The 22379-nt window shown below is 63.3% G+C and carries 22 protein-coding genes; 13 read left to right on the top strand and 9 right to left on the bottom strand.

Translation table 11 applies throughout. From position 1 onward, the window contains the following. Positions 1-4 precede the first annotated feature (4 nt). Positions 5-1714 carry an Hsp70 family protein gene (locus BT173_RS06535; protein WP_072427829.1) on the bottom strand — a complete coding sequence of 570 codons (1710 nt, stop codon included), beginning with the start codon at positions 1712-1714 and terminating at the stop codon, positions 5-7. Positions 1715-1930: 216 nt separating this feature from the next. On the opposite strand from BT173_RS06535, the gene BT173_RS06530 reads away from it, so the two are divergent. From BT173_RS06530 to BT173_RS06510, 5 genes are all read left to right on the top strand, one after another. Beyond that, on the top strand, positions 1931-2455 hold the full coding sequence (locus tag BT173_RS06530; RefSeq protein WP_072427828.1) for a cytochrome b: 525 nt from the start codon (positions 1931-1933) through the stop codon (positions 2453-2455). Between the two features lie 101 nt (positions 2456-2556). Then, positions 2557-3102: a YceI family protein gene (locus tag BT173_RS06525; protein ID WP_072427827.1), complete on the top strand. Its 546-nt coding sequence runs from the start codon at positions 2557-2559 to the stop codon at positions 3100-3102. 56 nt (positions 3103-3158) lie between these two features. Next, on the top strand, positions 3159-3728 hold the full coding sequence (locus tag BT173_RS06520; RefSeq protein WP_072427826.1) for a YceI family protein: 570 nt from the start codon (positions 3159-3161) through the stop codon (positions 3726-3728). Positions 3729-3972: 244 nt separating this feature from the next. Next, positions 3973-4347 carry a hypothetical protein gene (locus BT173_RS06515; RefSeq protein ID WP_139256066.1) on the top strand — a complete coding sequence of 125 codons (375 nt, stop codon included), beginning with the start codon at positions 3973-3975 and terminating at the stop codon, positions 4345-4347. Between the two features lie 170 nt (positions 4348-4517). Next, positions 4518-5912, top strand: a complete 1395-nt coding sequence (locus BT173_RS06510; RefSeq protein ID WP_072427824.1) for a M48 family metalloprotease — start codon at positions 4518-4520, stop codon at positions 5910-5912. Positions 5913-5987: 75 nt separating this feature from the next. Here BT173_RS06510 and BT173_RS06505 read toward each other — a convergent pair whose 3' ends face one another. The 4 genes from BT173_RS06505 to BT173_RS06490 form a co-directional block, all read right to left on the bottom strand. Further along, positions 5988-7028, bottom strand: coding sequence for a sulfate/molybdate ABC transporter ATP-binding protein (locus BT173_RS06505; protein ID WP_072427823.1), 1041 nt, complete (start codon positions 7026-7028; stop codon positions 5988-5990). A gap of 31 nt (positions 7029-7059) precedes the next feature. Continuing rightward, positions 7060-7926 (bottom strand): sulfate ABC transporter permease subunit CysW, encoded by an 867-nt coding sequence (gene cysW / locus BT173_RS06500; protein WP_308417558.1) that lies wholly within the window; start codon positions 7924-7926, stop codon positions 7060-7062. 21 nt (positions 7927-7947) lie between these two features. Further along, on the bottom strand, positions 7948-8781 hold the full coding sequence (gene cysT, locus BT173_RS06495) for a sulfate ABC transporter permease subunit CysT (protein WP_072427821.1): 834 nt from the start codon (positions 8779-8781) through the stop codon (positions 7948-7950). 135 nt (positions 8782-8916) lie between these two features. Continuing rightward, positions 8917-9918 carry a sulfate ABC transporter substrate-binding protein gene (locus BT173_RS06490; protein WP_072427820.1) on the bottom strand — a complete coding sequence of 334 codons (1002 nt, stop codon included), beginning with the start codon at positions 9916-9918 and terminating at the stop codon, positions 8917-8919. Between the two features lie 266 nt (positions 9919-10184). Here BT173_RS06490 and ssuE point away from each other — a divergent pair, with 266 nt between their 5' ends. The 4 genes from ssuE to BT173_RS06470 are packed head-to-tail and all read left to right on the top strand — an operon-like array spanning position 10185 to position 13239. Next, positions 10185-10781, top strand: a complete 597-nt coding sequence (gene ssuE, locus BT173_RS06485; protein ID WP_072427819.1) for an NADPH-dependent FMN reductase — start codon at positions 10185-10187, stop codon at positions 10779-10781. A 37-nt stretch (positions 10782-10818) separates the two neighbouring features. Next, entirely contained in the window at positions 10819-11034 is a 216-nt protein-coding gene (locus tag BT173_RS06480; RefSeq protein WP_072427818.1) for a TOBE domain-containing protein, read from the top strand. A gap of 53 nt (positions 11035-11087) precedes the next feature. Then, on the top strand, positions 11088-12161 hold the full coding sequence (locus tag BT173_RS06475; protein ID WP_072427817.1) for a sigma-54 interaction domain-containing protein: 1074 nt from the start codon (positions 11088-11090) through the stop codon (positions 12159-12161). A gap of 28 nt (positions 12162-12189) precedes the next feature. After that, positions 12190-13239 carry an NADP(H)-dependent aldo-keto reductase gene (locus BT173_RS06470; protein ID WP_072427816.1) on the top strand — a complete coding sequence of 350 codons (1050 nt, stop codon included), beginning with the start codon at positions 12190-12192 and terminating at the stop codon, positions 13237-13239. A gap of 38 nt (positions 13240-13277) precedes the next feature. On the opposite strand, the gene BT173_RS06465 is transcribed toward BT173_RS06470, so the two are convergent. Further along, a complete protein-coding gene (locus BT173_RS06465; RefSeq protein WP_072427815.1) occupies positions 13278-14195 on the bottom strand; it encodes a LysR family transcriptional regulator in 918 nt (305 codons plus the stop codon). A gap of 101 nt (positions 14196-14296) precedes the next feature. Here BT173_RS06465 and BT173_RS06460 point away from each other — a divergent pair, with 101 nt between their 5' ends. Both BT173_RS06460 and BT173_RS06455 read left to right on the top strand, forming a co-directional pair. Then, positions 14297-15061 (top strand): sulfite exporter TauE/SafE family protein, encoded by a 765-nt coding sequence (locus BT173_RS06460; RefSeq protein ID WP_245794137.1) that lies wholly within the window; start codon positions 14297-14299, stop codon positions 15059-15061. A gap of 83 nt (positions 15062-15144) precedes the next feature. Beyond that, on the top strand, positions 15145-16230 hold the full coding sequence (locus BT173_RS06455) for an Hpt domain-containing protein (protein WP_072427814.1): 1086 nt from the start codon (positions 15145-15147) through the stop codon (positions 16228-16230). Here BT173_RS06455 and BT173_RS06450 read toward each other — a convergent pair. Genes BT173_RS06450 through BT173_RS06440 form a run of 3 tightly spaced genes read right to left on the bottom strand, consistent with a single transcriptional unit; the run spans position 16227 to position 19519 of the window. Beyond that, positions 16227-17576, bottom strand: coding sequence for an LLM class flavin-dependent oxidoreductase (locus tag BT173_RS06450; protein WP_072427813.1), 1350 nt, complete (start codon positions 17574-17576; stop codon positions 16227-16229). The genes BT173_RS06455 and BT173_RS06450 overlap by 4 nt on opposite strands. A gap of 45 nt (positions 17577-17621) precedes the next feature. Continuing rightward, positions 17622-18557, bottom strand: coding sequence for a TauD/TfdA dioxygenase family protein (locus tag BT173_RS06445; RefSeq protein WP_072427812.1), 936 nt, complete (start codon positions 18555-18557; stop codon positions 17622-17624). A 38-nt stretch (positions 18558-18595) separates the two neighbouring features. Further along, positions 18596-19519 (bottom strand): TauD/TfdA dioxygenase family protein, encoded by a 924-nt coding sequence (locus tag BT173_RS06440; protein ID WP_072427811.1) that lies wholly within the window; start codon positions 19517-19519, stop codon positions 18596-18598. Positions 19520-19849: 330 nt separating this feature from the next. Between BT173_RS06440 and yjjJ the strand changes: the two genes are divergently transcribed. Together yjjJ and BT173_RS19245 are read left to right on the top strand one after the other, a co-directional pair. After that, positions 19850-21154, top strand: a complete 1305-nt coding sequence (gene yjjJ / locus BT173_RS06435) for a type II toxin-antitoxin system HipA family toxin YjjJ (RefSeq protein ID WP_072427810.1) — start codon at positions 19850-19852, stop codon at positions 21152-21154. A gap of 355 nt (positions 21155-21509) precedes the next feature. After that, complete coding sequence (locus BT173_RS19245) at positions 21510-22016, top strand: hypothetical protein (protein WP_139256065.1); 507 nt, start codon at positions 21510-21512, stop codon at positions 22014-22016. Positions 22017-22379 lie beyond the last annotated feature (363 nt).

Raw genomic sequence — 22379 nt, 5'->3', positions numbered from 1 at the left:
CGGCTTACAGCCAGCCCTCGCCTTCCAGCTCGTCCAGCACGCGTTTAAGCTCCTCGCGCGCCTTCACGATGGCGGCCTCGTCCTGCTGCTCGAGAATCGCCTGAAACTGCGCGGCAGCCTGGGCCACCCATTGGCGCTCATCGCCGAGCAGCTGCTGGTACATGCGGTCGGCCCGCGCCAGCAAGGTCGCGTTCGGCAAGAGTTCGCGCGGATGAATCTTCAGCTTGGACAGCGCGTGCAGGCGCTCTTCCACCTGCTCGGGCGTCAGCACGCCCGGGTTATCCTCGATGATCAGCCGGTGTTTCTCACCGGTAGCTTCCACGGTCATCTCGGCTTCCAGCAGGCCGTTCACGTCATAGGTGAAACGCACCGAGACGGCCATCTGACCGGCTGGCTTGGGCGGCACCGGAATGGTGATCTCGCCGAGGAAGATATTGTCCTTCACCAGGCGGCTCTCGCCCTGGAAGATGCGCACATGCAGCGCAGTCTGATTGTCGGCCACCGTATTCACCACCTGCTCACGCGACACCGGCACCACCAGATTGCGTTCGATGATGGGCAGGTAGAAGCCGGGCTGATAGCGGCCGGGCGCGGTCTGCTCGCTGACTTCGATGCCGAGCGAGTACGGCGCTACATCGGTCATCACCACTTCATTCAATGCCGCGTCGCGCGCCTTCAGGCCGGCCATCACCGCCGCGCCCTGGGCTACCACCTCGTCCGGGTTGATATTCATGGCAGGCAGGCGGCCAAACAGCTTGGCCACCAGCTTGCGAATGATGGGCTTACGGGTAGCGCCGCCGGCCAGCACGATCTGGTCGAGATCGATCGCCTTCAGGCGCGCATCACGCAGCGCACGCTCGATCGGTTCGCGCAGACGCTTGAGCAGCGGCTCGCAGCGCTGCAGAAACTCGCTATCGCTGATCGTCCAGCTCAAGAGCTCACCCTGGTAATGGAGCTCCATGCTCGCGCGCTCGGCGCTGCTCAATGTGCGCTTGGCCTGCTCGGCCTGCTTGCGCAGCGCCTGGTAGAGATTCGCATCAGCCTGCTTGTCGCTCAGGCCGCGGGCCTTGCCCACCGCCTCGATAAAGCCGTCGATCAACAGCTCGCTGAAATCCTCGCCGCCGAGGAAGTTGTCGCCAGCCGAGGCGCGCACCTCCATCACCCCTTCGAACAGCTCAAGGATGGAGATATCGAAGGTGCCGCCACCGAGGTCAAACACCAGAAAGCGGCTTTCCGGGCTGCCTTCATGCAGGCCATAGGCGAGCGCGGCCGCGGTTGGCTCGTTCACCAGGCGTTCCACCTTCAAGCCGGCCAGCTGGCCGGCGATCTTGGTCGCCTTGCGCTGCGCATCGCTGAAATAGGCGGGCACGGTAATCACCGCCTCCTCCACCGGCTGGCCGAGGAAGCGCTCGGCGTCGGCCTTCAAGGACTTCAGCACCAGGGCCGACAGCTCTTCGGCACGGAACGATTGCGTGCCCAGCCGCTCTGTGCGGTTGGAACCCATATAGCGCTTGAAGACCGAGGCGGTCAGCTGCGGGTGGGTGAGCAGACGCTCGCGCGCAGCCTGGCCGACCAATACCTCGCCCTGGTCATCCAGCCCGACCACCGAAGGGGTCAGCGTCTGCCCGAGCGCATTCGGGATCATCACGGCGCGGCCATCCTGCCAGACGGCGGCCAGGCTATTGGTGGTGCCAAGGTCGATACCAAGAATCATTGCAAGAACGCTTTCACAGGCTGATCGGAAATAAGCGGCTATTTTACGTCAGAGCGGGCCGGGCTTAGCGCGCTCATTGCACACCGGCTTTTCGCTTGTTTGATTTTTTTGAACAAGGCAGTGAAAAAGCTCCGCTATCAGGTGTATCTAAGCTGCAGAATAATGCGACCCATACACGGTGAGGGCCAGCTTGGCCTAGCTAGGAAAGGATTGAACATGAGCGTCAAATACACGCTACCCGCCCGCGCGCTGCATTGGCTGACTGCCTTGGCCATCATCGCCGCCTTCGCGCTCGGTATCACCACCGACAATATGGAAGGCTTCAGCATGCAGAAGCTCAAGCTGATCAATTACCACAAGTGGATAGGCATCGCCGTGCTGCTGCTGGTGGCGCTGCGCCTGTTGTGGCGCCTGTCGCATCGTCCGCCTGAGCTGCCAGCCAATATGGCTAGCTGGGAGAAGCAGGTCGCCCACCTCACCCATATCGTGCTGTATGTGCTGATGTTTGCCGTACCGCTCGGTGGCTGGCTGTATTCCTCGGCCAAGGGTTATCCGGTGGTGTGGCTGGGCCTCGTGCAGCTGCCCGACTTGATGGCCAAGAACGAAGACGTGGCCGGCCTGATCAAGTTCGGTCACAAGATCGGCGCCTGGACCCTGATCGGCCTAGCGCTCGCCCATGCCGCCGCCGCGCTCAAGCACCACTTCATCCAGCGCGACGATGTGCTCAAGCGCATGTTGTAAGCCGACTGTATCCGCCCACGGAACCGATACGCGTTTGTCATGACAAAGCCTGGCGCCAGTGTCCAGCAAGCCTGCCCGCGCCCCACCATCAAGGATCAATAATGCGCAAGACCACCCTTACCCTCGCCCTGCTGGCCAGCGCCGGCCTGGCCCACGCCACCCCGGCCGACCCGGCCAAGAGCAGCGTGAAGTTCGTGTTCACCCAGATGAATGTGCCGGTGGAAGGCCAGTTCAAGAAATTCGCCGCCGACGTGGCTTTCGACAATGCCAAGCTCGACGCCAGCAAGGTCAGCATCGCCGTTGATCTGGCCGCGGCCGACGCGGGCAGCTCGGACGCCAACCAGGCCATGCAGATGAAGGAATGGTTCAACACCAGCGCCTTCCCCAAGGCCACCTTCACCGCCACCCAGTTCAAATCGCTGGGCGCTGGCAAGTTCCAGGCTATCGGCCAGTTTGCCCTGAAGGGCAAGACCGCCAACCTGACCGTCCCCTTCACCGTCAAACCCGATGCCGCCAAGGGCCAGTGGTTTGAAGGCAGCTTCCCACTTTCGCGCCTGGCCTGGAAGGTAGGCGAAGGCGAGTGGAGCGATGTCGGTGCCGTGGCCGACGCCGTGCAGGTGAAATTCAAGCTCTACGTACCGAAGTAAGCAGCCGGCCGGCAGTGCCGGCCGCTTAAACCCTAGCCTCCAAGGAGAGAACACCCATGCAAGCCAAACTGATCGCCACCCTGCTCGCCACCGGCCTGTCCGCCGCCGCCTTCGCCGCACCGGAAAAGTTCGTGCTGGACAGCACACACACCTACCCGAGCTTCGAGGTGAACCACCTGGGCTTCTCGGTAACCCGCGGCATGTTCGGCGAGACCGAAGGCACGCTGGAACTGGACCGCGCTGCCAAGACCGGCAAGCTGGCCGCCACCATCAAGACCACTTCGCTGTACACGGGCCTCGCCGCGCGTGAAGACCACCTGAAGGGCAAGGACTTCTTCAATGTGGCCGAATTCCCGACCGCCGTGGTGAAGGCCGACAAGTTCACCTTCGACGGCGACAAGCCGACCAAGGCCGAAGGCACGCTGACCCTGTTGGGCGTGACCAAGCCGGTGACCCTGAACATCACCCCGATGAAGTGCGATATGCGCATGGGCAAGGACTTCGTCTGCGGCGCCGATGTGACCACCACCATCCAGCGCAGCGAATGGGGCATGAAGGCCTATGTGCCTTTCGTGGGCGACGAAGTGAAAATCACCGTGCAGGTCGAGGCCGTCAAGCAGAAGTAAAATCCAGGCCACTTGGCCAATGCAGTGAAAAAAGCGACGAGAAACCGTCGCTTTTTTTATATCCGCTTTTTTTTACTTGAGCCTAAGCGGTGAAGTCACAGCTTAGACCGTCCAAGCATCTCGCGATATTGAGTCAACTGGAACATTGTTTATCTTGCCTCCGCCTGAGCAGCTAAGTATTTTCCCCCGCGATTGTTAATTTACGCTCACACGCATGCAAGGCGTGCCAATGGGAATAAGAACCATGCGGTCAATGCTAAGGCTAACCATCTCCACCCTGATAACAATAAGTCTATTTGCCGCAATGCTCGGCACATTGGTGAGCGCAAATGCTTATGGCCTGCTGCAGATCTCCAATGTGTTCGGGCAAAGTGCAGTGATGTTGATCGCCCTAGGAATAATCATATTGGTCAGCCCGCTCTGCTGGTTAGTGTTGCTCGGCTTAGGCTGGTCGTGGTCGCTGGGGCTAGCCGTAAGGAAACGTACTGTAAAACAGGCATGCTGGCTTGGGATTGCTGCTTCGATTGCCGTTGCACCATTAAAAATCACCATTCCCATATTGATTGCAACATGGGCGTATGCTTGGTTTCTGTGCCACCGCGATATCAACTGGCAGTAGTCTTGGCAATCCACTCCTTTAGCAATTAGTCCATCAGCATGGAAGCAGAACGGCGGATCACCCCGCCGTTTTTCTTTTGTCATAAGGCCAGCTCGCCTATCATGCTGGCCGGCCGCCACCTCCCGGTGCGCAGGCCAATGACGATAAGAAAATCCCTTTCAGGAGGTTCCATGCCCACACCTTTGGTCTACCCGAAGGAAAAAACTCTCTTCACCATTCTGGCGGTGCTGGCCGTGCCGGTCTGGCTGCTCATCCTCTTCGCCTCCCAGGGTTACGCCCTGGTCTATGTGCTGGGTTTCTTCCTGCTCTATCTGTTCGTGCAGTCGGGCTTTATCTCTTATATCAAGGGCACAGCGGTACGCATCACCCCCGAGCAGTTCCCCGATCTGCATGCACGCATTGCCGCCTGCGCGGACAAGATCGATATGCCTACGTTGCCGGAAGCCTATCTGCTGCGCAGCGATGGCGTGTTCAATGCGTTTGCCACCAAATTCCTCGGCCGCAACTACATCGCCCTGTATGCCGAGCTGGTGGATGCATTGGTCGAGCGCCCCGAAGCGCTGAATTTCTATATCGGCCATGAGCTCGGTCATCTGCAGCGCAAGCACCTGGTCTACGGCCCCTTGCTCAGCGTGGTGGCCTGGCTGCCGCTGATCGGCCCCGCCTATTCGCGCGCGCGTGAATACACCTGCGACCGCTATGGTCTGGCCTGCTGCGCGAACCCGGCCGATGCGGTGCACGCGGTCGCCGTGCTGGCCGCTGGCGGCAAGCATGCGCAAAGCCTCGACGCCGGCCTGTATGCGGGGCAACGCGCCTCGAGCAGCGGTTTCTGGATGTCCTTTCATGAGCTGGTCGGCGACTACCCCTGGCTGACCAAGCGCCTGCATGCCGTGCACGAGCTCGGCCAGTTTCGCGAACCGAGCATGCCCAGGCGCCATCCGCTGGCCTGGGCGCTCGCCCTGTGGGTTCCGCGCAGCGGCATGCCGGCCGGCGGCGGCTTCCTGATCGCCATCGCCATGATCGGTGTGGTGGCCGCCATTGCCATTCCGCAATTCAAGGCCTACCAGCTCAAGGCCAGCGAAGCCAGCCAGGCAAGCGCCCTGCGTAGCCTGATGGAGCAGCAGGAAGGCGTGACGCTGGACCCGAATGCCGAGGCGGCACTGCCGGCCGAAGGCGAGGCGGACGAAATGGAGGCCGTCGAGGCGGAGGCGGCACCCGCAGCCAACAGCAGCGCTTCGGATATGCAGCAGGCCATCCAGGCCGGACTGCAAGCCACCGCGCCGCTGGAATCGGCACTCGGGCTGTATCTGCTCACCAATCAGGGCTGGCCGCAAAGCACGGCCGATGTGGGTGTGGATACCCGCGATCTGGCCCATGGCGATATCGACAGCATTGAATGGGATGGCAAGGGCAGCATCAGCGTGAGCTTCCAAGGCGGCGCCCTGGCGGGCCGCACCTTCAAGCGCAGCGCCAGCCTGGCCGAGGATGGCAGCGCCCAGCTCAAGGGCTGGCGCTGCGAGAGCGACTCGATTCCGCCCCAGCTGCTGGCACGCTACTGCGCCTAAGCAAGCGCTGAATGACCGCTAGCAAGCAAAAGGGCGACCCCAGGGTCGCCCTTTTGTATGGCTGGCCGCCGTGGACTAGATCGCGAAGTCTTCGGCAAACACGCGCGCGCTGCGCGGACGGATATACACCCGTTCGCCGCTGGCAAAGCGCTGATTCGCGTATGCCTCGCGACTCAGCTCGGCTTCCACCGGGTCGCCGTTTTCAAGACTCAGCTCCAAACGCACGATGGAGCCGATCGCGCGCACATGGTCGACCTTGGCCGCCAGCGTCTGCTGGGCCGGTTCGCGCAGGATTTCGATATCGTGCGGACGCACATAGGCCACCGCGCCATCGGCCGCAATCGGGTGCTCGCCCACCTGGGCAAAACCACCGTGCACCCGGCTGTGGAACAGGTTCACATCGCCGAGGAACTGGTACACAAACGGCGTGGCCGGCGTGTCATACACCTGCTCGGGCGTACCGATCTGCTCGATGCGGCCCTTATTCATCACCACCACCCGGTCGGCCACTTCCAGCGCCTCTTCCTGGTCATGGGTCACGAACACCGAGGTCACATGCACTTCCTCGTGCAGGCGCTTGAGCCAGCGACGCAGCTCCTTGCGCACCTTGGTATCGAGCGCGCCAAACGGCTCGTCCAGCAGCAGCACCTTGGGCTCCACCGCCAGCGCGCGTGCCAGGGCAATCCGTTGGCGCTGGCCGCCTGACAGCTGGGCCGGGTAGCGGTCGGCCAGCCAGTCGAGTTGCACCAGGTTCAGCAGCTCATGCACGCGGCGCTTGATCTCCTTGTCGTTCGGGCGCGTGTGCTTGGGGCGCACGCGCAGGCCAAAGGCCACGTTCTCGAACACGGTCATATGGCGGAACAGCGCGTAATGCTGGAACACGAAGCCGACCTGACGCTCACGCACATGGCGCTCAGTGGTGTCTTCGCCATGAAAGCGGATCTGGCCACCGTCGGGCGTTTCCAGGCCCGCAATGATGCGCAAGAGTGTGGTCTTGCCGCAGCCGGACGGGCCGAGCAAGGCCAGCAGTTCGCCGGTTTCCACCTGCAGGTTCACATTGTCCAGCGCGGTGAAGGCGCCGAAGCGTTTAGCGATGTTTTGAATCTCGATACTCATGGGAGCGTTCCTGTGAAACGTTTCACACCATTCATTGATCTGTGGCCATGCGCGCGTCCAGCGCACGCTGGCGGTCGGCCTGCCATTCCACCCAGCTCTTAGCGGCCAGGGTGACCAGCGCCAGCAAGGCCAGGATGGAGGCCACGGCAAAGGCGGCCACGAAGTTGTACTCGTTGTAGAGAATCTCCACATGCAGCGGGATGGTGTTGGTCATGCCGCGGATATGCCCGGACACCACCGACACCGCGCCGAATTCGCCCATGGCGCGCGCATTGCACAGAATCACCCCGTACAGAAGGCCCCATTTGATATTCGGCAGGGTCACTTTCCAGAACAGCTGCCAGCCGCTGGCACCCAGCACCATAGCCGCCTGCTCTTCCTCGGTGCCTTGCGCTTCCATCAGCGGAATCAGCTCGCGCGCCACAAAGGGGAAGGTCACGAACACGGTGGCCAGCACGATGCCGGGCACGGCGAAGATGATCTTGATGTCGTGCTCCATCAGCCACGCGCCCCACCAGCCCTGGGCGCCGAACAGCAGCACATAGATGAGGCCGGCCACCACGGGGCTGACCGAGAACGGCAGGTCAATCAGGGTGATCAACAGGCTCTTGCCCTTGAAATCGAACTTGGCAATCGCCCAGGCCGCCGCCACGCCGAACACCAAGTTCAGCGGCAGGGCGATGGCGGTCACGATCAGGGTGAGCTGGATGGCGGCAATCGCATCCGGCTCGATCAAGGCCTCCACATACAGTGCCCAACCCTTGCGCAAGGCCTCGGCAAACACCGAGAACAGTGGCAGCACCAGGAAGAAGCCGAGGAAAGCCAGCGCCAGCGCAATCAGCGACCAGCGCACCCAGCGCGGCTCATCGGTCGCCACCGAGCGTTGTGTAGCTTGCATGCTATGCATGGTGCGGCCTCCTTATTTACGCATGCCGTGGCGGCGCGAATGCCACCACTGAATCGTGTTGATGACCAGGATCAGCGCAAACGAGATGGCCAGCATCACCGTGGCAATCGCGGTGGCACCCACATAGTCATACTGCTCGAGCTTGCCGATGATGAGCAGCGGCACGATCTCGGACTCGAACGGGATATTGCCAGCGATGAAGATCACCGAGCCGTATTCGCCCACCGCGCGGGCAAAGGCCAGCGTGAAACCGGTCAGCAGCGCCGGCATGGCGGCCGGGAAGATCACCTTGCAGAAGGTCTGCCAGCGGCTGGCACCGAGACAGGCGGCCGCTTCCTCCAACTCGGCTTCCAGATCCTGCAGCACCGGCTGCACGGTGCGCACCACGAAGGGCAGGCCGATAAAGGTCAGCGCCACCACGATGCCCAGCGGCTTGAACGCCACCTGGATGCCCAAGGGCGCCAGGTATTGGCCGATCAGGCCGTTCGGCGCATACAGGGTGGTCAGCGCAATGCCGGCCACCGCGGTGGGCAGGGCAAAGGGTAGGTCGACCAGCGCATCGATAAAACGCTTGCCCCAGAACTGGTAGCGCACCAGCACCCAGGCCACCAAGAGGCCGAATACCAAGTTCAGGCCGGCAGCCAAGAGGCTGGCACCAAAGGTCAGCTTGTAGGAGGCGAGCACGCGATCATCGCTGACCACATCCCAGAACTGCGCCCAGCTCAGGCTGCTGGTCTTGATGACCAGAGCAGACAGCGGCAGGAGCACGATCAGGCTCAGGTAGACGATGGTGTAGCCGAAGGCCAGGTTGAAGCCCGGCAGGACACTGGCTTGTTTGAATTTCATGAGTGAGTGAGGGGTAAGGCGTTAGGGGTGAGGTGGCGCGGGGAGGCGTGACGAGGGGCCGGCCGCTATCGCGCCCGCGTGCCGGGGTCTACCACCTGACCCCGCACACCGTTCCCCTCACCGCGCGTCAGCGCCTCACTTCTTCGCGTAAACCTGATCGAAGCTGCCGCCGTCATCGAAATGGGTCTTCTGGGCATTACGCCAGCCGCCGAACACCTCGTCCACGGTAAACAGTTTCACCGCCGGAAACTGGCTCGCGTACTTCTTCAGCACGGCCGGGTCCTGTGGGCGCAGATAGTTCTGCGCGGCGATTTCCTGCGCAGCCGGGGTCCACAGGAACTTCAGGTAGTCCTCGGCCTGCTTACGGGTGCCCTTCTTGTCCACCACCTTGTCGACGATGGTCACCGGCGGTTCGGCACGCACGCTCAGGCTCGGATAGATGACTTCGAAGCCGCCACGGCCGAATTCACGCGCAATCATTTCCGCTTCGTTCTCGAAGGTCAGCAGCACATCGCCGATACCACGCTGCATAAAGGTGGTGGTCGCGGCGCGGCCGCCACCGTCCAGCACCGGCACATTCTTCAGCAGGGCACCAACAAACTCGCGTGCCTTCTGCTCATTGCCGCCCGGCTGCTTGAGCGCAAAGCCCCAGGCCGCCAGATAGCTGTAGCGACCATTGCCGGTCACCTTGGGGTTGGGCATCACCACCTGCACGCCCGGCTTGACCAGATCCGACCAGTCCTTGATCTGCTTGGGGTTGCCCTTACGCACGATCAGCACCTGCAAGCTGGTGAAGGGCAGGCTGTTATTGGGCAGACGGCTGGCCCAGTTCTCCGGGATCAGCTTGGCCTTGTCATGCAGCGCGTCGATATCGGGCGGCATATTCATGGTGATCACATCGGCCTGCAGACCATCAATGACCGAACGCGCCTGCTTGCCCGAACCACCGTGCGACTGCTGGATGACCAGCGTTTCGCCGGTCTTGGTCTGATAGGTCTTCACGAAGGCCGGATTCAGGTCCTTGTAGAAGTCGCGCATCACGTCATAGGAGACATTGAGCAGTTCAGGGCCAGCCAGGGCGGCGGCGGACAGGCTGGTCGCCAGGGTGGCAGCGATCAAGCGCGTAAAGCGGGTCATGGTAAGTCCTCGCAGTGGATGTGTAGTGGGGCGCAGCATAGCAACATGGTTTTATAGCCATAAAGAATGCTTTCTTTGATCTTAATAACCTGCATTGCAATCGATACAACCCACAATGCGGCGCCAAACAGCGGGGCCTCGCGATGCAGCGATATTCATTTTTAGTTATTTTGAAATCATTTTTCATTCTTTTTTGGAATATTAAACCCAGTCCTATAGTCGCTCCAGCAATTCAGCCCCGACCGCTTCGTTACTGGAGTACAGCTATGTCCACCGTGGTTCTACTGGCCGGCAGCCCGAGCCCGCAGTCCAAATCCAGCCTTCTGCTCAAACGCGCCAGCCAGGTACTCAGTGGCTTTGGCATCCAGACCCGGCACTTCCAGCTCTGCGACTTCCCGCCCGCCGACCTGATCGAGGCGCGCTGGGACAGCCCGGCCATCAAGGCGCTGATTGACGCGCTGGGCGCCAGCGACGGGCTGATCCTGTCCACCCCCGTCTACAAGGCCGCCTATAGCGGCGCGCTGAAGACGGTGCTCGACCTGCTGCCGGAACGGGCACTGGAGCATAAGGCCGCGCTGGCCTTGGTCACCGGTGGCAGCCCGGCCCATCTGCTGGCGGTCGATTACGCCTTGCAGCCGGTGCTGTCCGCACTGAAGGCGCGCCATATCGTCGGTGGCGTGTATGCCAGCGAGCGCGATTTCGTCACCGACGAACAAGGCCGCGCCACGCCGGGCGATGCCATCGTGCAACGCCTCGACGACGCGGTGGGGCGACTGATCGCCCACCTGCCCAACCCCGGCAATGTGCTCTTGCAGGCCGGCCAGCTTGAACAACGCGTCAGCCATGCGCTGATCAGCGTGTGAATCCCGTCTTACCCACCACCCACCCAGGAGTCTTGCCATGAGCATCAAATCCATCAATGTACGCAACCAGTTCCGCGGCACGATCAAGGAAATCATCGAAGGACCGGTGGTCTCCGAAGTCGACGTGGCCACCCCGGCCGGCATCGTCACCTCAGTCATCACCACCCGCTCGGTCAAGGAACTCGATCTCAAGCCCGGTCGTGAAGTCATTGCCTTCGTCAAATCGACCGAGGTGTCGATTGCCACACTGTAACTAATTGGGCCGGCGCAGCGCGTCGGCCCGTCGCCATCCGACCGGAGCCCGTCATGACTGCCCTGCACGCCCTGCCCTCTCCCTTGCTGACTTTTCCCGAGACCGAGAAGAGTCCGCTCAGTATCCGCGCCAAGGCGCTGATCTTTGCCGACCCGCTGTCTCGCCGCCTGCTCGATGAGGTGGAGCGCGTCGCCCCTAGCCAGGCCCCAGTACTCGTACATGGCGAAACCGGCACCGGCAAGGAGCTGATCGCGCGCCATCTGCACCGCAAGAGCGGCCGGCGCGGCCCCTTTTTGGCGGTGAACTGCGGCGCCATCAGCGAAAACCTGGCCGAAGCCGAGCTGTTCGGCCATGAAAGCGGCGCCTTTACCGGTGCCAGCGGCGCCCGCGCCGGCTGGTTCGAGGCGGCCGATGGCGGCACACTGTTCCTCGATGAAATCGGCGATCTGCCGCTGGCCCTGCAGGTCAAGCTGCTGCGCGTGCTGCAGGAGGGCGAAGTAGTGCGCCTGGGCGCGCGCAAACCGATTAGCGTCAATGTGCGCCTGGTGACCGCCACCAATGTGGACCTGGCGCGCGCGGTGCAGGCAGGGCATTTCCGCCAGGACCTGTATTACCGGCTCAATGTGGTCAGCCTGAATCTGCCGCCGCTGCGCGAGCGCACCGGCGACATCCTGCCGCTGGCCGAGTACTTCCTGGCCATCTATGCGCAACGCCTGAACCAGCGCCTGCCCGAGATCAGCCCGGCCGCCAGCCGCGCGCTGCTGAGCTATGCCTGGCCGGGGAATATCCGCGAGCTGGAAAACGTGATTCACTTCGCCCTGCTGGTGGCCGATGGTGCCAGCCTGCAGATTGAACACCTGAAACTGAACGGCGCGGCGCCCCTTGCCGGCGGCAGCGCCAACGATGCCGACATCGACCCGCTGAGCGCGATAGGCCGCCAGCTCGAACGCCTGTTTGCCGAACCGAGCCCCGATCTATTGGCGCGCATCGAAGCGCAGATCGTGCAGGCCGCGTTCCAGCACAGCCGCTACAACCAGGTGCGCAGTGCCGATCTGCTTGGTATCAGCCGCAATGTGCTGCGCACCCTGCTCAAACGCCATGGCCTCTTGCAGGACCTGGCCAGTTGAAACCGCAACCGCCCCTGGAGAACACCGTATGCAATACCGCCCACTCGGTCGTAGCGACCTGAAAGTCAGCCTGATCGGCCTTGGCACCATGACCTGGGGCGAGCAGAACAGCGAAGCCGACGCACATGCCCAGCTCGACTATGCGATTGCGCATGGCGTGAACCTGATCGATACCGCCGAGATGTACCCGGTACCGCCCAAGGCCGAGACCTATGGCCTGACCGAGCGCTATATCGGCAGCTGGCTGCAAAAGCGCGGCCGGCGCGACGATGTGCTGATCGCCAGCAAGATCGCCGGCCCGCAGCGCCAGCCCCATCAACCGCAATACATCCGCGGCGCGAGCAATCAGTTCGACCGCGCCAATCTGGAAGCGGCGCTGCACGACAGCCTCAAGCGCTTGAACACCGATTATCTGGATATCTACCAGCTGCACTGGCCCGACCGCAGCACCAATACCTTCGGCCGCCTCAACTACCCATGGGTGGAGGGCGAGCAGAGCGTGGCGATTGAAGAAACCCTGAGCGTGCTGGCCGACTTCGTGCGCGCCGGCAAGGTCCGTCATATCGGTGTGTCGAACGAAACGCCATGGGGCGTGGCGCAGTTCCTGCGCCTGTCCGAGCAGCTCGGTCTGCCGCGCATCGTCAGCATCCAGAACCCTTACAACCTGCTCAACCGCACATTCGAAATTGGCCTCTCCGAGTTCAGCCACCGCGAACAAGTTGGCCTGCTCGCCTATTCGCCACTGGCCTTTGGGGTACTGAGCGGCAAGTACCTGAATGGCGCACGGCCAGAGGGAGCGCGACTGACGCTATACGAACGCTTCCAGCGCTACACCAAGCCGGCCGCCGAGGCCGCCACGCGCGAATATGTGCAGCTTGCGCAGGCTCATGGCCTCACGCCCACCCAGCTCGCGCTCGGCTTTATCAATAGCCGGCCCTTCGTCACCAGTAATCTGATTGGCGCCACCACCCTGGCCCAGCTGGAAGAGAACATCGCCAGCCAGCAGGTGCAGCTATCTGAAGCCTTACTGGCCGGCGTGGAAGCGATTCAGGCGCGCTACAGCAACCCGGCGCCCTGATTAGAAGCAGCGCGCCCGCTTCCAGACGGCGCCTGCGCCTACCAGGCGCTGCGCCCGTCCTGGGCGCGATAGGCAGCGAAGCGGGCCGCCAGGAAGTCGATGAACACACGCACCGTGGCGCTCAGATGGTGGCGCTGCGGGTAGACCGCGTGGATATCGGCCTCGCTGCCCTGCCAGTCGGGCAGCACGCGTACCAGCTCACCACTGCGCAGATAGCCGGCTACATCCCACTCGCTGCGCAGCAGCACCCCCAGCCCGGCCAGCGCCCAGTCCACTGCGATCTCGCCATGGTTGGCGCTCAGCGGCCCGCGTACCTTGATGGTCTGCTGCTGGCGGCCGTCCGATAGCTGCCAGTTATTGAAGGCCGCCTCGTTCTCGCGGATCACGATGCAGGCATGCCCAAGCAGATCGCGCGGCTGGCGCGGCGTGCCCGCCTGGGCAAGATAAGCAGGCGCCGCGCACAGCAGGCGCCGGTTGCTGGCCAGCTTGCGCGCCAGCACACGCGCATCGGGCGGCGCGCCAAAACGTATGCCCAGATCGAAGGCCTCGGCGGTCAGGTCCAGCGGCCGGTCGCTCAGCTGCAGCACCGCCTCCACCTCGGGCCAGGCGCGCGCGAAATCGGCCAGGGCCGGGGCCAGATGGCGGCGGCCAAAACCGAAGGTGGCATTGATGCGCAAGAGACCGCGCGGCTGTTCGCGCCCCTGGGCCAGCGAAGCCTCCAGCGCGGCAATCTCGCGCAGCAGGCGCTCACCCTCTTCCAAGTAGCGCTCGCCCTCGGGCGTCAGGCTCAGCCGGCGCGTGGTGCGGTTGAGCAGGCGCACCCCGAGGCGCGCCTCCAGCTTGGCCAGGCGGCGGCTGACCGCCGGCGCGCTGATGCCCAGCTGCGGCGCAGCCAGCGCCAGACTGGGTTGGCGCGCCAGGGTGCTGAAGAAGGCCAGGTCGGCAGCGTCGCGCATTCGTGTCTTTCATGCAGCAATGAAATGAAATCAAGCCCATTGTAGCCATACGGCGCATGACTATGATGGGCGGCCTACGCGTTCGTCCTCAGGTTCATCCCGTGTTTGCTCACCCGGCCGAATGGCTGCTTACCCTCACGCTTGGCGCTGGTCTTGGTTTCTTTGGCGGCCTGTTCGGCATTGGCGGCGGCATCATCGCCATTCCGCTATTCGCGCTGGTGTTCGATATGCCGCAGGCGCTGGCCCAGGGCACGGCCCTGGTGATGATGGTGCCCAATTTGCTCATGGGCTGGTGGCGTTACCAGCAGCGCCATCCGGGCGACCGGCGCCAGGCCTTGGCCATTGCCGTGGCGGCGGCGCTGACCACCGCCCTGCTCGCCCACTGGGCCACGCGCGCGCCGCCTTTGCTACTGCGCAGCCTATTCAGCGTCTTCCTGATCGTGCTGGCCTGGCGGCTCTTGCGCCCGCAGCGAGTGAAAGCCCACGACAGGGCCGCCAAGCTCGGGCCGCGCTGGCTGCCACTGGTGGGTGTGCTGGGCGGCAGCAGCATGGGGCTTCTGGGCATAGGTGGCGGGCTGGTGGCCACCCCGCTGCTCACCAGCCTGTTCGGCCTGCGCCAGACGCTGGCGCAAAGCCTGGCCCTGGCCCTGGTTACCCCGAGCGCGGTGATTGCCTTATTGAGCTATGCTCGCGCCGGCCAGGTGAACTGGCAGATGGGCCTGCCCATGGCCGTGGCCGGCCTGTGTACGGTATCGGCCGGTGTGGCACTGGCCCACAAGCTGCCCGATGCGCGCCTCAAACGTAGCTTTGCCTGGCTCTTGCTCTTGTGCGGCCTGTGGCTGCTGTTTGGCATCGCCCGGGGCTGATGCGCGCCAAGCTGGCAGGGGTGGCACGAACGGCTATCATGCAGGCAGTTTCGCTGGCCTGCCCGCGCCAGCCTGGAGTGAGCATGAGTACGGCCGACGTCGATTTCTCCCTGCTGCCCGATGTGCTGACCGAGGTGCAGGAACATATGCCTGGCCTGGAAAAGGACCTGCACCGGCTGGTGGAAACCCCGGATGCGCCCGATCTGCTGGCCAGCGCCTTTCGCCGCGTGCACACCATCAAGGGTGATTTCGGTTATGCGCGCGCCACGCCCATCATGGACTTCGTCCACCATATCGAGGGCGTGCTGCAAAGCCTGCGCGATGGGCGCTTTCTGTGCTCACCCTTTGTGGCGGAAGCCATTTTGCAAAGCATGGACCAGGTGCCGCCCATGCTCGACCACCTGCTGCGCACCCAGCAATTCGACCCAACCCCGCGCGATGCGCTGATTGCCCTAATCGAGCGGCTGGCCGGCGCCAGTAGCCAGCAAAAAGCCGACGACCTGGCACGCGATATCCTGCTGACCGCACATGGCGCCTGGCTGGCCGAGCCCGAACATGCCGCGCCCAGCCACCCGGCCCCGGCCAGCCAGCACCAGCAGCAGGCCTGGGCGCTGGGCGAGCAGCTGGCCGAAGCCCTGGCCAAGCGTCACCCGCTCTGGGCGCGCCGCGCGCGCTTTCAGCTCGATTGCGTGCAGGCGCTCAACCGCCGCCACCGCCGCCCCTGCAATGCCGATGCCCTGCAGCTGGCCGTGCTCTGGCACGACGTGGGCCTGCTGGCCGAGCCGGATGCCAGCCTGCACACCCCGCCCACCTTCAAATCGCCCGATTGGCAGCGCTATGCCGAGCACCCGGAGCGCGCCGCGCAATGGCTGCTGAGCATGGCGCCTGACTGCCAGGAAGCTGCCCAGATCATCCGCCAGCACCATCTATGGGCGAACGGCGTGGGCATTGCCGCCCCCGCCTACCCGCTGCCGCCGCACCCGGGCGCCATGATGCTGGCGGTGGCCGACCTGCTGTTCGACCGCGTGGTCGGCCTCAGCGGCATCGACTACCGGCGCGCGGTGATGCGCACGCTGTTCGATGTGAACGGCGGCCTAGAAACCCGCTTCGATGCGCCGGTCATCAACGCCTTCGAAGCGATTGCCGCCGACCTGAACCTGCCAGCCTAGGCCGTCTGCAGATCGTGCTGGCGCGCGGCCAGATGTTGGTTGGCCGGGCGTGCCAGCCCCAGGTTCTCGCGCAGCGTGCGGCCTTCGTACTCGGTGCGGAACAGGCCGCGCCGCTGCAGCTCGGGTATCACCAGCGTCACGAACTCCTCCAGACCACCGGGCAGCACCGGCCCCATGATGTTGAAGCCGTCGGCCGCCCCGTGCACAAACCAATCCTCGAGCTGATCGGCAATCGATGTGGGCGTACCCAGTATTGTGCGGTGGCCGCGCGCACCGGCTACCCGCTCGTAGAGCTGACGGATGGTCAGCTTTTCGCGCCGGGCAATGTCGTACATCAGCGCTTGGCGGCTCTTATTGCCATTGGTTTCCGGTAACTCGGGCAGCGGGCCGTCGATATCGTAGCCGCTCAGGTCGGCGCCGATCAGGCCCGATAGCAGGCCCAGCCCCACGCTGGGGTGGATCAGCGCCTGGATGGCCGCGTATTTCTCGGCCGCCTCCTCCTCGGTACGACCGATCACCGGGAACACGCCGGGCATGATCAGGATCTCCTCGGCCCGGCGGCCATAGGCGGCGGCTCGGGTCTTGATGTCCTGGTAGAAGGCCTGCGCGTCGTCGCGTTCCTGCCAGGCGGTGAAGATCACTTCGGCGGTGGCGGCGGCCAGCTCGCGCCCGTCGTCCGAGGCGCCAGCCTGTACCAGCACCGGGTAGCCCTGCGGCGGGCGGGCCACGTTCAGCGGGCCACGCACTTGGAAATGGCTGCCGCGATGCTGGGCCACATGCACCTTGGCCGGGTCGAAGTACTGGCCGCTGGCCTTGTCGCGCACAAAGGCATCGTCCTCCCAGCTATCCCACAGCTTGCGCACCACCTCCACATATTCCCGCGCGCGCTGGTAGCGCAGCGCATGCGGCAGCTGCGCGTCCAGATTGAAGTTCTGCGCCTCCGCTTCGCTGGCCGAAGTCACCAGATTCCAGCCGGCCCGTCCGCCGCTCAGGTGATCGAGCGAGGCGAACTTGCGCGCCAGATTGAAGGGCTCGTTGTAGGTGGTCGAGACGGTGGCGATCAGGCCGATCCGCTCGGTCACCGCCGACAGCGCCGACAAGAGGGTGATCGGCTCGAAATGGTCGGCATGCGCGGTGCGCGCGGCCACCTCGTTCTCGCCGCGTACCGCCAGGCCGTCGGCGAAGAAGATGGCATCGAACAGGCCGCGCTCGGCGGTCTGGGCCAGGCGGCGGTAGTGGGCGAAGTCCTGGCCGGCATCGGCTGGTGCATCGGGGTGGCGCCAGGCGGCCACATGGTGGCCGTATTGCATCAGGAAGGCGCCGAGGCGCAGTTTTCTTTGGCTCATGGTCGGGGTCTCGTCAGGTACGCGTATCGGTTGGCGCAGCGCAGCTCAGGCTGCGCGCGCGGCGCTGGGGCTATCGGCCTGCGGGCTATTGGCGGCGGTCGTGGCCTTGGCCTGCTTGCTGCGCGTCCGGCTCTGCCGTCCATCCAGCCCCACCGCCTTGCCGCCCGCCACCGTGACCCGGTGCATCACGCGGCGCGCATCGCCGTAGTCATTGATCGCGTAATGCTGGGTGGCGCGGTTGTCCCAAATCGCCACATCGCCGGCCTGCCAGTGCCAGCGCACGGTGTTTTCCAGGCGGGTGACATGGCCTTGCAGCACGCTGAACAGCTGCTGCGAATCAGCCTGGCTCAGCCCGATCAGCTTCTGCACGAAATGGCCGAGCAGCAGATGACGCTCGCCGGTTTCCGGATGCACATGCACGACCGGGTGCTCGGTCTGGTAGACGGTGGCGGTGAACTCCTCGCGGTTGCGGCGCAGCTGCTCGGCACTGACATTGGCCTTGTAGCTCGCATAGTCGTATTCATTGCTGTGCTCGGCCCACAGCGTGTCGGCCAGTGCGCGCAGCGGCTCGGGCAGGTCGAGATAGGCGGTGTGGGTGTTCGCCCATACCGTATCGCCACCGGCCGCGGGCACGGTAATCGCGCGCAGGATGGACGCCTTCGGATAGGCATCCACAAAGGTCACATCGGTATGCCAGGAATTGGCGCGCCCGCCGCGCTGCGAATCGAGCTCCAGCACATAGTCGGTGCCGCCCACCGTGGCCACGGTCGGGTGGGCCACCGGCTGGCCGAGGCGGCGCGCAAACGCTTGCTGGCGCGCGTCGTCCAGATGATGCTGGCCGCGAAAGAACACGACCTTGTGTTGCAGCAGCGCGGCCTGAATGGCGGCCAGGTTCTCGGCGCTCAGCTCGGTGCCCAGCTCCACGCCGCGGATTTCGGCGCCAATGCGCCCGGCAATCGGATGAATGCTGATCTGACTCATGAGGGAATCCTTGTCATTAAGGGTTGGAAAGGTGGCGCTCAGAACGGGCGGCCGCCGGCCAGGCTCACGCGCTTGAGCACGCGGCGTTCGGTGTCGGGAAAGGCGGTGCGCGAATGCAGGGTGGCCTGGTTGTCCCAGTGCACGATGTCGCCCACGCGCCAGTGGTGCTCGTAGCGGAAGCGGTCCTCGGCCACATGGGCGCGCAGGCGGGCGATCAGCGCCTGGGCCTCGTCGGCCGGCAGGCCGGGCAGTTCGACCTCGGTATGGGTGCTCAGGAACAGGCCGCGCCGGCCGGTTTCCGGATGGGTGCGCACCAGCGGGTGCGGGTAGGCCGCGCCCAGCGGCTGGCGCTCGGGCGTGCGGTAGAGCGGGCGCTCGTCACCCGGCCCGCGCAGAAAGGGGTTGTAGGTAATCAGCTGCAGGCTGTCGATGCGCGCACGGGTGGCCGCGTCGAGGGCATCGTAGGCGGCGGCGATGTTGTACCAGCTGGTGTCGCCGCCCCGGCTCGGCACTTCCAGCGCATATAGCAGCGAGCCGGCCGAGGGCAGCGGCGTCCACTGGTGGTCGATATGCGGGGTCAGCTCGCCGCTGCCGGTGTAGCCACCCGCAATATTGGCCACCGGCACCACGTCCGGCGTCTTGCCATCATTACCCGAAGCGAGCACCGGCACATCGCTGGGCGGGTTGAACACCGCGCCGAAATAGGTGGCAAACGCGCGCAGCTGCGCATCGCTGAGCAACTGGTCGCGGTAGATGAGGATATGGTGCTCGTTCAGCGCCGCCTTCAGGCGCAGCACCTGGCTGGGCAAGAGCGGCTTGCTCACATCCAGGCCGCTGACCACCGCCCCCAGCGCCGCGCCGGTCGGGGTGATCTGCAAAATATCGGGCGCGCCGCCCTTGTGCGCCGTGATCAGGGCCGGTGCGGGGCGGATAAAGCTGGGACTCTGGCTGCTCAGACTCATGCGGGCTTTCCTTGTCGAATCAGCCACCGGGTTGGTGACCGCTGATTCAACAAGGGCAGAAAGCGTGCCCGCAGTTCAAGTTCATTCAATTCAAACACTTAGCCAATTTACCGCCAGCCCGGCTGCTGGCTTTGCAGCAGCGCCAGCCAGCAAGGCGTTGCGAAATCAGCAGCAGACCAAGCGCCCCATCCAGCGCCGCAGCCCCCGGCCAAGCCAAGCAGCACTTAGCACGCCTGTCGCGGCTGAATAGGGCTGAATCTAGGCACGCTTGCAGCCAAGAAGTTATTCAGTTATCTATTCATCTATCTATTCAAAAATCTATTCACCGCCATGGCACGCCATACCGATACGCTGCAGCAGCTGCTCGCCCAAGGCCCGATCACGGCTCGGCAAGCCGTTGAAAAGACAGGCTTAAGCCAGCCCACCGTATCGCGCGCACTGGCTGGTCTGGGTGACGCGCTGGTGCGGATTGGGGCGGGCCCATCTATTCGTTATGCGCTGCACGACCGCTACCGTGGAGTAGTCGCGGCGCCGGTCTTCCGGGTGACGGAGCAAGGACAGGTGCAGACGCTGGGCGAGCTGGTGCCGGTGCTACCGGGCGGCTTTGTCATGCAGGAGGCCGAGGGCCAGACCCAACACAGCGAAGGGCTGCCTTGGTGGCTATTCGATATGCGGCCGCAGGGCTATCTGGGCCGCGCCTATGCCGCGCGTTACGCTGGCGAATTCGGCTTGCCAGCCAACCCGGAAAGCTGGCACGACACCGATGTGCTGCGCCTGCTGCTCGCCCATGGGCACGACAGCATCGGCAATCTGCTGATTGGCCCGCTGGCGCGCGAGCGCTTTCTGCATATGCCGCTGCCCGAGCCGGTGGACAGGGCACGCGACTACCCGGCCCTGGCCCAGGCGGCTGGCGCGGGCGAGGCGGCCGGCTCGTCCGCTGGGGGCGAGCAGCCCAAGTTCTGCGCCTATACCGAACGCGGCCATGTGCTGGTGAAGTTCTCGCTGCCCGACGACAACGCGCTGACCGAACGCTGGCGCGACCTGTTGCTGGCCGAACACCTGGCGCTGGCGGTGCTGGGCGTGGACACCGCGCTATTCGATTTCGGCACGCAGCGCTTCCTGGAAGTACCGCGCTTTGACCGCATCGGCACGCTGGGCCGCCTGGGCGTGTTCTCGCTGCGCGCGCTGGATATGGAATTCGTCGGCGCGGGCGCCGCCCCCTGGCCCGCCACGGTTGCCCGCCTCGCCGCGGCCGGTCATGTCGATGCGCAAGCCACGGCTGGCGCCGCGCTGCTTTGGGCATTCGGCACACTGATCGGCAACACCGATATGCACGCGGGCAATCTGTCCTTCGTCGTCCGCCAGGGCCGCCCCTATCAGCTCGCACCGGCCTACGATGTATTGCCCATGGGCTTCGCCCCACGCAGCAGCGGCGCCCTCGTCAACACCCTGCCGCCCGCTACGCTGACGGCCTCGGTCGATGGCGCCCTATGGCGCGAGGCGCTGGCCCTGGCCGAGCAGTTCCACGCCAAGCTAGCCGCGAGCGAGGGCTTCTCGGCCGCCTTCTCGCCCTGCATCACGGCGCTCAGGCAGCATCTGGATGAGGCGGCGGTTCGTATTGCGCGTTTGGGGTAACAGCCACGCTCTAGGCAGAGGACGTCATTACGATGGAATCGAGGTTTGTCCTGTATGCCACGCTACGACTAGAGCCCTGAATCGGCTCACCAATATGATGCTACACAAGCTCAAAGCTAAAGGGCACTATGGCGACGGCGGTGATCTGTGGTTGCATATCAGCGATGCAGGGACCTAGAGCTGGGTATTTCGTTTTACCCGTGATGAGCGCAGCCGTGAGATGGGACTAGGTGCCTTGCAGACGGTGAGCCTGCCTAATGCCCTTGCTCCTGCGCTGAAAGTACACAATCAATTACAGGACGGCACCTTTTCCCTTTTGAGTAAATCTTAACCCTAAAGCAAATAGTTCATAGGCATGAAAACACTTCTCTTAGTCCTAATTTTCTCAATCGCTATATTTGGAGGCTCTCTCTTGCTTAAAAATGAGCGACCTTCCGAGGACTCTACGACTGTGCACGCTTCAGCATTGCAAGCCCTTGGATACGCCAATTCAATTAAAGGAACAATTGCTAGGGCATGCGATAAAAAACCAGAAAGTACAGATCCTAGGCTTTGCAAAAATGTATTCATAACGCCCGATGCCGAAATTGAAGCAGCACTGGTTCCGCATTTTAAAGCAATCATCCCCGAATCCACTGCTCGGGATGTTGTTCGTCTTTATTCGACCCCGCTGGGCAAGTCAATAAAAAGCAAGTTATTTCAGGTTGTTAGAAAAGATGACCCATCGCTCTTTTCACCAGAGGAAATTGAAGAGCTGGATAAGATTAATCACTCGGATGCAACAAGAGAGCTTGATAAGTTTTCAAGGGACAAATCTTTAAGTCAAATTGCTGTAAATTCTGTCAGATTTTACAGGCAGTAACGAGCTAACGTAAATGTCCGGAAAATGCAAAGCGTTGGAAACCGCCCCAACCCCATTTTGCCATGGTTGCTGTATACCCTGGCACAAAGCCTACCTATCTAGTCCCGGACGATTAACTACACGTTTGCAGAATAACTCAGTCCGATCTCGCTGCCAGCTCGGTAGGTTGGGCTGAATGCAATGAAGCCCAACGTTCACCGCGAATGTTGGGCTTCGCTACGCTCAACCCAAGCTACGGGTTAACGCCCGCCCTTGTCTTACCTCTCCCTCTCCCCGCTCCCACTGCTGCATTCCCAACAATCTGCTGCATCCCGCTGTTGGTTTCGCAATCGCGCCAGGCCACCTGGTGCGTTTATTCCTTGA

Source organism: Chitinimonas taiwanensis DSM 18899 (assembly GCF_900119825.1).
Classification (GTDB): Bacteria; Pseudomonadota; Gammaproteobacteria; order Burkholderiales; family Chitinimonadaceae; genus Chitinimonas; species Chitinimonas taiwanensis.
This window is presented reverse-complemented; position numbering and strand designations above follow the sequence as displayed.

Excerpts from the sequence above, each read along its gene's own strand:
- BT173_RS06440 (WP_072427811.1), bottom strand. The coding sequence starts at position 19,519 with ATGAGTCTGAGCAGCCAGAGTCCCAGCTTTATCCGCCCCGCACCGGCC.
- BT173_RS06465 (WP_072427815.1), bottom strand. The coding sequence starts at position 14,195 with ATGCGCGACGCTGCCGACCTGGCCTTCTTCAGCACCCTGGCGCGCCAA.
- ssuE (WP_072427819.1), top strand. The coding sequence starts at position 10,185 with ATGTCCACCGTGGTTCTACTGGCCGGCAGCCCGAGCCCGCAGTCCAAA.
- BT173_RS06510 (WP_072427824.1), top strand. The coding sequence starts at position 4,518 with ATGCCCACACCTTTGGTCTACCCGAAGGAAAAAACTCTCTTCACCATT.
- BT173_RS06530 (WP_072427828.1), top strand. The coding sequence starts at position 1,931 with ATGAGCGTCAAATACACGCTACCCGCCCGCGCGCTGCATTGGCTGACT.
- BT173_RS06480 (WP_072427818.1), top strand. The coding sequence starts at position 10,819 with ATGAGCATCAAATCCATCAATGTACGCAACCAGTTCCGCGGCACGATC.
- BT173_RS06520 (WP_072427826.1), top strand. The coding sequence starts at position 3,159 with ATGCAAGCCAAACTGATCGCCACCCTGCTCGCCACCGGCCTGTCCGCC.
- cysT (WP_072427821.1), bottom strand. The coding sequence starts at position 8,781 with ATGAAATTCAAACAAGCCAGTGTCCTGCCGGGCTTCAACCTGGCCTTC.
- BT173_RS06475 (WP_072427817.1), top strand. The coding sequence starts at position 11,088 with ATGACTGCCCTGCACGCCCTGCCCTCTCCCTTGCTGACTTTTCCCGAG.
- BT173_RS06450 (WP_072427813.1), bottom strand. The coding sequence starts at position 17,576 with ATGAGCCAAAGAAAACTGCGCCTCGGCGCCTTCCTGATGCAATACGGC.
- BT173_RS19245 (WP_139256065.1), top strand. The coding sequence starts at position 21,510 with ATGAAAACACTTCTCTTAGTCCTAATTTTCTCAATCGCTATATTTGGA.
- BT173_RS06470 (WP_072427816.1), top strand. The coding sequence starts at position 12,190 with ATGCAATACCGCCCACTCGGTCGTAGCGACCTGAAAGTCAGCCTGATC.
- BT173_RS06455 (WP_072427814.1), top strand. The coding sequence starts at position 15,145 with ATGAGTACGGCCGACGTCGATTTCTCCCTGCTGCCCGATGTGCTGACC.
- BT173_RS06525 (WP_072427827.1), top strand. The coding sequence starts at position 2,557 with ATGCGCAAGACCACCCTTACCCTCGCCCTGCTGGCCAGCGCCGGCCTG.
- BT173_RS06505 (WP_072427823.1), bottom strand. The coding sequence starts at position 7,028 with ATGAGTATCGAGATTCAAAACATCGCTAAACGCTTCGGCGCCTTCACC.
- BT173_RS06535 (WP_072427829.1), bottom strand. The coding sequence starts at position 1,714 with ATGATTCTTGGTATCGACCTTGGCACCACCAATAGCCTGGCCGCCGTC.
- BT173_RS06515 (WP_139256066.1), top strand. The coding sequence starts at position 3,973 with ATGCGGTCAATGCTAAGGCTAACCATCTCCACCCTGATAACAATAAGT.
- BT173_RS06445 (WP_072427812.1), bottom strand. The coding sequence starts at position 18,557 with ATGAGTCAGATCAGCATTCATCCGATTGCCGGGCGCATTGGCGCCGAA.
- yjjJ (WP_072427810.1), top strand. The coding sequence starts at position 19,850 with ATGGCACGCCATACCGATACGCTGCAGCAGCTGCTCGCCCAAGGCCCG.
- cysW (WP_308417558.1), bottom strand. The coding sequence starts at position 7,926 with ATGCAAGCTACACAACGCTCGGTGGCGACCGATGAGCCGCGCTGGGTG.
- BT173_RS06490 (WP_072427820.1), bottom strand. The coding sequence starts at position 9,918 with ATGACCCGCTTTACGCGCTTGATCGCTGCCACCCTGGCGACCAGCCTG.